8 protein-coding genes are annotated in these 7,679 nt (G+C 69.1%); all 8 read left to right on the top strand.

Annotated features, from left to right (window positions below; genetic code table 11):
• On the top strand, window positions 1–1,422 hold a 1,422-nt coding region (gene glnE / locus N878_RS08330), incomplete at its 5' end, for a bifunctional [glutamate--ammonia ligase]-adenylyl-L-tyrosine phosphorylase/[glutamate--ammonia-ligase] adenylyltransferase (RefSeq protein ID WP_021443209.1).
• Between the two features lie 61 nt (window positions 1,423–1,483).
• The gene (locus tag N878_RS08325; protein WP_021443208.1) at window positions 1,484–2,407 is read left to right on the top strand and encodes a branched-chain amino acid transaminase; all 924 of its coding nucleotides are present in this window, start codon (window positions 1,484–1,486) and stop codon (window positions 2,405–2,407) included.
• A 108-nt stretch (window positions 2,408–2,515) separates the two neighbouring features.
• The gene (gene waaF / locus N878_RS08320) at window positions 2,516–3,550 is read left to right on the top strand and encodes a lipopolysaccharide heptosyltransferase II (protein WP_021443207.1); all 1,035 of its coding nucleotides are present in this window, start codon (window positions 2,516–2,518) and stop codon (window positions 3,548–3,550) included.
• Window positions 3,550–4,551 carry a lipopolysaccharide heptosyltransferase I gene (gene waaC / locus N878_RS08315; protein WP_021443206.1) on the top strand — a complete coding sequence of 334 codons (1,002 nt, stop codon included), beginning with the start codon at window positions 3,550–3,552 and terminating at the stop codon, window positions 4,549–4,551. The genes waaF and waaC overlap by 1 nt, the downstream gene beginning before the upstream one ends.
• Window positions 4,552–4,654: 103 nt before the next feature.
• Window positions 4,655–5,779, top strand: coding sequence for a glycosyltransferase family 4 protein (locus N878_RS08310; protein WP_021443205.1), 1,125 nt, complete (start codon window positions 4,655–4,657; stop codon window positions 5,777–5,779).
• A complete protein-coding gene (gene rfaP / locus N878_RS08305) occupies window positions 5,776–6,591 on the top strand; it encodes a lipopolysaccharide core heptose(I) kinase RfaP (RefSeq protein WP_021443204.1) in 816 nt (271 codons plus the stop codon). The genes N878_RS08310 and rfaP overlap by 4 nt, the downstream gene beginning before the upstream one ends.
• The gene (locus N878_RS08300; protein WP_021443203.1) at window positions 6,588–7,325 is read left to right on the top strand and encodes a lipopolysaccharide kinase InaA family protein; all 738 of its coding nucleotides are present in this window, start codon (window positions 6,588–6,590) and stop codon (window positions 7,323–7,325) included. Before rfaP ends, N878_RS08300 begins: the two co-directional genes overlap by 4 nt.
• A partial coding sequence (locus N878_RS08295) for a lipopolysaccharide kinase InaA family protein (RefSeq protein WP_021443202.1) occupies window positions 7,322–7,679 on the top strand: 358 nt, incomplete at its 3' end. The genes N878_RS08300 and N878_RS08295, both read left to right, overlap by 4 nt.

Below are 7,679 nucleotides of genomic sequence, written 5' to 3'. Positions count from 1 at the left end.
GACCTGCGCAACGGCCCGCAGGTGCGCGCCATGCAGCGCCTCGGCCGCGAGCGCCTGGATGCCTTCGTGCCGCGCCTGCTGGCGCAGACCGTGGAGCACGAGGCGCCGGACCTGGTGCTGGAGCGGGTGCTGCCGCTGGTGGAAAAGGTCGCGCGACGCTCGGCCTACCTGGTGCTGCTCTCCGAGAACCCCGGCGCGCTGCAGCGGCTGATCGCCCTGTGCGCCGCCAGCCCGTGGATCGCCGAGCAGATCGCGCGTTTCCCGCTGCTGCTCGACGAGCTGCTCAACGAGGGCCGGCTGTATCACCCGCCGCTGGCGCCGGAGCTGGCCGCCGAGCTGCGCGAGCGGCTGATCCGCATTCCCGAGGACGACCTGGAGCAGCAGATGGAGGCGCTGCGTCACTTCAAGCTGGCCCACAGCCTGCGCGTGGCGGCCTCGGAGATCGCCGGCACGCTGCCGCTGATGAAGGTCTCGGACTACCTGACCTGGCTGGCCGAGGCCATTCTCGACCAGGTGCTGGCGCTGGCCTGGCAGCACACGGTGCAGCGTCATGGCCGGCCGTTTCGTACCGATGGTACGCCCTGCGACCCCGATTTCATCATCGTCGGCTACGGCAAGGTCGGCGGCCTGGAGTTCGGCCACGGCTCGGACCTGGACCTAGTGTTTATCCACGATGGCGATCCGCAGGCCGAGACCGATGGCGCCAAGCCCATCGATGGCGCGCAGTTCTTCACCCGCCTGGGCCAGCGCATCATCCACCTGCTGACCACCCAGACCACCTCCGGCGCGCTCTACGAGGTGGACATGCGCCTGCGGCCTTCGGGGGCGGCGGGGCTGCTGGTCAGTTCGCTCGGCGCATTCCAGCGCTACCAGGAGAGCGAGGCCTGGACCTGGGAGCACCAGGCGCTGGTGCGCGCGCGGGTGCTGGTGGGCTGCGAGCGGCTGGCCGGCGAGTTCGCCCGGGTACGTGGCGAGGTGCTCGGCCGCCGGCGCGATATCGCCGCGCTACGCAGCGAGGTCAGCGAGATGCGGGCGAAGATGCGCGACAACCTCGGCACCCGCGCCACCGCCGCCGGCACCGCGGAGAATGCCTTCGAGGCCACGGCCTCCTTCGATCTGAAGCAGGATGCCGGTGGTATCGTCGATATCGAATTTATGGTGCAATACGCGGCCCTGGCCTGGTCGTGGCAACACCCGCAGCTGCTCGAGTTCACCGACAATATCCGCATTCTGGAAGGGCTGGAGCGGGTCGGTCTGATGTCCCCCGAGGATGCCGGTCTGCTGCGCGAGGTCTACAAGGTTTACCGCTCGGCCGCCCACCGCCAGGCGCTGCAGAAGCAGCCTGGGGTGGTGCCGGGCGATCAGTTCCAGGCCGAACGCCGCGCCGTGATGCGCCTGTGGCGGCAGCTGGAACTGAGCTGAATAACGGGGGCGATGGCCCCGAGCATGATTGAACCGCGAAGCGAATTGAGGAGCAGGCAAGATGTCGATGTCCGACCGTGATGGCGTGATCTGGTACGACGGCGAGCTGGTGCCGTGGCGCGAAGCCAACACCCATGTGCTGACCCACACCCTGCACTACGGCATGGGCGTGTTCGAGGGCGTGCGCGCCTACAACACCCCGGACGGCACCGCGATCTTCCGCCTGCAAGCGCACACCGATCGCCTGTTCGACTCGGCGCACATCTTCAACATGCAGATCCCCTTCTCCAAGGAAGAGATCAACCAGGCGCAGCGCGCCGCGGTGCGCGAGAACGGCCTCGAAAGCGCCTACCTGCGCCCGATGGTGTTCTTCGGCAGCGAAGGCATGGGCCTGCGCGCCTCCGGCCTCAAGGTGCACGTGATAGTCGCCGCCTGGCACTGGGGCGCCTACATGGGCGAAGAGGCGCTGGTCAACGGCATCAAGGTGCGCACCAGCTCCTACACCCGCCACCACGTCAACATCTCCATGACCCGCGCCAAGGCCAACGGCAACTACATCAACTCGATGCTGGCCCTGCAGGAGGCCATCTCCGGCGGCGCCGACGAGGCCATGCTGCTGGATCCGGAAGGCTACGTGGCCGAGGGTTCGGGCGAGAACATCTTCCTGGTCAAGGACGGCGTGGTGTACACCCCGGAAGTCACGTCCTGCCTCAACGGCATCACCCGCAGCACCATCCTGACCCTGGCCGGCGAGCTGGGCATCAAGGTGGTGGAGAAGCGCATCACCCGCGACGAGGTGTACATCGCCGACGAGGCCTTCTTCACCGGCACCGCCGCCGAAGTCACGCCGATCCGCGAAGTCGACGGCCGGCAGATCGGCATCGGCCGCCGCGGCCCGGTCACCGAGAAGCTGCAGAAAGCCTACTTCGACCTGGTCACCGGCAAGACCAGTGCTCACGCCGAGTGGCGCACTCTGGTGAAGTGACCCGTAGGTTGGGCTGAGCGCAGCGAAGCCCAACATGGCGCCGACCCAGGCCATGCCCGTTGGGCTTCGTCGCTTCGCTCCTCAACCCAACCTACCGATATTGCCCGTATGAAAATTCTGATTGTCGGCCCCAGCTGGGTCGGTGACATGGTAATGGCGCAGACCCTGTTCCAGTGTCTGAAACGGCGCCATCCCGACTGCGAGATCGACGTGCTGGCGCCCGACTGGAGCCGGCCGATTCTCGAGCGCATGCCCGAGGTGCGCGCCGCCCTGAGCCTGCCGCTCGGCCATGGCGTGCTCGAGCTGGCCACCCGCCGGCGCATCGGCAAGTCGCTGGCCGGCCAGTACGACCAGGCGATCCTGCTGCCCAATTCGCTGAAATCCGCGCTGGTGCCCTGGTTCGCCGGCATCCCCCAGCGCACCGGCTGGAAGGGCGAGCTGCGCTACGGCCTGCTCAACGATATCCGCACGCTGGATAAAGACCGCTATCCGCTGATGATCGAGCGTTTCATGGCGCTGGCCTATGAAGATGGCGCCGAGATTCCTCAGCCCTATCCGCAGCCGCGTCTGCAAATCGATGAGGCCAGTCGCCAGGCGGCGCTGAGCAAGTTCGGCCTGCAGCTGGATCGCCCGGTGCTGGCGCTGTGCCCCGGCGCCGAGTTCGGCGAGGCCAAGCGCTGGCCGGCCGAGCACTACGCCAAGGTGGCCGAGATCAAGATCCGCGCCGGCTGGCAGGTGTGGCTGTTCGGCTCGAAGAACGACCACGCCGGCGGCGAGGACATCCGCATGCGCCTGATTCCCGGGCTGCGCGAGGAGGTGGTCAACCTCTCCGGGCAGACCAGCCTGGCCGAGGCCATCGACCTGATGTCGGCGGCCGGCGCGGTGGTGTCCAACGATTCCGGGCTGATGCACGTGGCGGCGGCGCTCAACCGGCCGCTGGTGGCGGTCTACGGCTCCACCTCGCCGGGCTTCACCCCACCCCTGGCCGACCAGGTCGAGATCGTCCGCCTGGGCCTGGAGTGCAGTCCCTGCTTCGACCGCACCTGCCGCTTCGGCCACTACAACTGCCTGCGCGAACTCAAGCCGCGGCCGGTGATCGAGGCCCTCGATCGCCTGGTGGGCGACCCGGTCGAGGTCGAGTAGTGCGGGTACTGATCGTCAAGACCTCGTCGCTGGGCGACGTGGTGCATACCCTGCCGGCGCTCACCGATGCGGCGCGGGCGATTCCCGGCATCCGCTTCGACTGGGTGGTGGAGGAGGGCTTCGCCGAGATCCCCGCCTGGCACCCGGCCGTGGCCCAGGTGATCCCGGTGGCCATCCGCCGCTGGCGCCAGCATCCGCTGCGCACCTGGCGCAGCGGTGAGTGGAAACGCTTCAAGCAGCGCCTGGGCGAGACCCGCTACGACCTGGTGATCGACGCCCAGGGCCTGCTGAAAAGCGCCTGGCTGACCCGTTACGTCAAGGCGCCGGTGGCCGGGCTGGATCGCGATTCGGCGCGCGAGCCGCTGGCCAGCCGTTTCTACGACCGCCGTTACGCGGTGGCCAAGGATCAGCACGCGCTGGAGCGGGTGCGCCAGCTGTTCGCCCAGGCGCTGGATTACCCGCTGCCGACCGGCACCGGCGACTACGGGCTGAACCGCGCGGCGATGGCGGACGGCGCCGCGCAGCCCTATCTGCTGTTTCTGCACGGCACCACCTGGGCCAGCAAGCACTGGCCGGAGGCCGACTGGCGCGCCCTGGCCGAGCGCATGGACGCCCTCGGCTGGGCGGTGCGCCTGCCCTGGGGCAACGAGACGGAGAAGGCGCGCGCCGAGCGCATCGCCGCCGGCCTGACCCATGCCGCCGTGCTGCCGAAGTTGAACCTGGCCGGGGTGGCCAAGGTGATCGCCGGCGCCAGCGCCTGCGTGGCGGTGGACACCGGCCTCGGCCACCTGGCCGCGGCGCTGGATGTGCCGAGCATCTCGCTGTACGGCCCGACGCTGCCGGGCAAGGTCGGCGCCTACGGCCGCAGCCAGGTTCACCTGTGCGCCAGCGGCCCCGGCGCCGGCAGCGGCGATCGCCATACACCCTGTTTCGACGGCCTGGACGCCGAGCGCGTGGGCACCGAACTGGAGGCGCTGTTGCTGGCGCCGGAGACCCTCTGATGCCGTCATGCAATCGCAGGTTGCCGAGCGCGGCGACGCCCGAATCGGCCTATCGTTGGACTTCGCACGCTCGGCGCCAACCTACCCTCAGGGAACATCACTGATGCAACTGGCCTTCGTCCTCTACAAGTACTTCCCGTTTGGCGGCTTACAGCGCGACTTCATGCGCATCGCCCTGGAGTGCCAGTCCCGTGGCCACGCCATCCGCGTCTACACGCCGATCTGGGAAGGCGACAACCCGGGCGGCTTCGACGTGCGCGTGGCGCCGGTCAGGGCGCTGTTCAACCACCGCCGCAACGAGAAGTTCAGCGCCTGGCTGCAGGCCGATCTGAAACGCGACCCGGTCGACCGGGTGATCGGCTTCAACAAGATGCCGGGCCTGGACGTCTACTACGCCGCCGACGGCTGCTTCGAGGACAAGGCGCAGACCCTGCGCAATCCGCTCTACCGGCGCTGGGGGCGCTACAGGCACTTCGCCGACTACGAGCGTGCGGTGTTCGCGCCGGAGTCCAGGACCGAGATCCTGATGATCTCCGAGGTGCAGCAGCCGCTGTTCGTCAAGCACTACAAGACCCCGCTGCAGCGCTTCCACCTGCTGCCGCCGGGCATTGCCCAGGATCGTCGTGCGCCGGCCAATGCCGCCGAGATCCGCGCCGAGTTCCGCCGCGAGTTCGAGCTGGCCGACGACGAGCTGCTGCTGGTGCAGATCGGCTCCGGCTTCAAGACCAAGGGCCTGGATCGCAGCCTCAAGGCGCTGGCCTCGCTGCCGCGCGAGCTGAGGCAGCGCACCCGTCTGATCGCCATCGGCCAGGACGACCCCAAGCCCTTCCTGCTGCAGATCAAGGCGCTGGGCCTGTCCGATCGGGTGCAGATCCTCAAGGGCCGCAGCGATATCCCGCGCTTTCTGCTCGGCGCCGACCTGCTGATCCACCCGGCGTACAACGAGAACACCGGCACCGTGCTGCTGGAGGCACTGGTGGCTGGCCTGCCGGTGCTGGTCAGCGACGTCTGCGGCTACGCCCACTACATCGCCGACGCCGACTGCGGCCGCGTGCTACCCAGCCCGTTCCGCCAGGAGCAGCTCAACCAGACCCTCGCCGACATGCTCGCCGACCCCGAGCGCCGCGCGTTCTGGGGACGCAACGGTCTGGCCTACGCCGACAGCGCCGACCTGTACTCCATGCCGCAGAAGGCCGCCGACGTGATCCTGGCGGAGCGCCGCGCGTGAAGCTGATCCTCGCCGAGCCGTTCAAGCGCCTGTGGGCCGGGCAGGACGCCTTCGCCGCGGTCGAGGCGCTGCAGGGGCAGGTCTACCGCGAGCTGGAGGGGCGCCGCACGCTGCGCACCGAGGTCGAGGGGCGCGGCTATTTCGTCAAGATCCACCGCGGCGTCGGCTGGGGCGAGATCGCCAAGAACCTGCTCAGCGCCAAGGCCCCGGTGCTCGGCGCCGGCCAGGAGTGGCGGGCGATCCAGCGTCTGACCGAGGCCGGCGTGGCGACCATGACCGCGGTGGCCTACGGCGAGCGCGGCGCCAACCCGGCCAGGCAGCACTCCTTCATCGTCACCGAGGAGCTGGCGCCGACCGTCGACCTGGAGCAGTTCAGCCTGCACTGGCGCGAGCGGCCGCCGGCGCCGCAGCTGAAATGGGCGCTGATCCGCGAGGTGGCGCAGATGACCGGCACCATGCACCGTGCCGGGGTCAATCACCGCGACTGTTATATCTGCCACTTCCTGCTGCATACCGACCGGCCGCCGACGGCCGACGCCCTGCGCCTGTCGCTGATCGACCTGCACCGTGCCCAGGTGCGCGCCGCCACGCCACGGCGCTGGCGCGACAAGGACCTGGCCGGGCTGTATTTCTCCGCCCTGGACATCGGCCTGACCCGCCGCGACAAGCTGCGTTTCCTGCGCGGCTACTTCCAGCGGCCGCTGCGTCAGGTGCTGCAGGAGGAGGCGCGCCTGCTCGCCTGGCTGGAGGGCAAGGCGCAGCGCCTGCGCGGCCGCTATGAGCGCAAGTACGCGTCGGGGGCCGGGCAATGAGCGAATGGCGCCTGGCGGACGACCTGCCCGCCGCCCTGGCCGTGGAGTTCGCCAGCCTGCAGGCGGTGTTCGCCCTCGAAGGCGAGCGCCTGACCAGGGATCCGCTGTCCGAGGTAATCCGCCTCGAGCGCGGCGGCGTGCGCTACTACGTCAAGCGCTACTGGGGTGCCGGCAAGGGCCTGCGCCGCTTCGTCGGCCGGCCGCGGGTCAAGGCCGAGTGGCAGAACCTCAAGCACTTCGCCAAGTGGGGCATCCCCACTGCGCCCATCGTCGCCCATGGCCTGGAACGCAAGGCCGGCGCCTTCGTCCGCGGCGCGTTGATCACCCGCGAGCTGGAAGGCACCCTGGACCTGGCGGCGCTGGCCCATGCCCAGGATGCGCGCCTGCGCGACCCGGCCTGGGTCGACGGCATCAGTCGGCAACTGGCCCGCGCCACCCGCCTGATGCACGATCACCACTTCACCCACAACGACCTGAAGTGGCGCAACCTGCTGGTCAACCAGGCCGGCGAGCTGTTCTTCATCGACTGCCCCACCGGCAGTTTCTGGTGGGGGCCGCTGCTGCGCTATCGCATCGTCAAGGACCTGGCCTGCCTGGACAAGGTGGCCAAGTACCAGCTGTCGCGCACCCAGCGACTGCGTTTCTACCTGCAGTATCGTGGCCGCACGCGGCTGACGCCCAGCGACAAGCGGCGTCTGCGGCAGATACTGGCGTTTTTCGAGGGCAGGGAATGAAGGACTTTATCGCCGCGCAGGAACGCGCCTTGTTGGAGCAGCACGGCCTGGCCAGTTTCGAGGCATTGTGGGCGCTCAGGCTGGAGGCGGTGGACGAGCCCAACACCGAGCGCGGCGGCTGGAGCAGCGTCTATCGGCTGGAGCTGGGCGACTCGGCGTTCTACCTCAAGCGGCAGAGCAACCACCTGAGGCGCAGCCTGCGCCAGCCGTTCGGCGAGCCCACCTTCGCCCGCGAGTTCCGCAATATCCGCCGCTACGGCGAACTGGGCATCCCCGCGCTGCAGGCGGTGTTCTTCGCCCAGCGCCGTGCGCCCGACGAGCGGCGCGCGGTGCTGCTGACCCGCGCCCTGGACG

It is taken from the genome of Pseudomonas sp. EGD-AK9 (assembly GCF_000465935.2).
Taxonomy (GTDB): Bacteria; Pseudomonadota; Gammaproteobacteria; order Pseudomonadales; family Pseudomonadaceae; genus Aquipseudomonas.
Note: the sequence above shows the minus strand (reverse complement) of the source record. Positions and strands in the feature narration are given on the sequence as shown.

Excerpts from the sequence above, each read along its gene's own strand:
- N878_RS08300 (WP_021443203.1), top strand. The coding sequence starts at position 6,588 with ATGAGCGAATGGCGCCTGGCGGACGACCTGCCCGCCGCCCTGGCCGTG.
- waaF (WP_021443207.1), top strand. The coding sequence starts at position 2,516 with ATGAAAATTCTGATTGTCGGCCCCAGCTGGGTCGGTGACATGGTAATG.
- N878_RS08310 (WP_021443205.1), top strand. The coding sequence starts at position 4,655 with ATGCAACTGGCCTTCGTCCTCTACAAGTACTTCCCGTTTGGCGGCTTA.
- N878_RS08325 (WP_021443208.1), top strand. The coding sequence starts at position 1,484 with ATGTCGATGTCCGACCGTGATGGCGTGATCTGGTACGACGGCGAGCTG.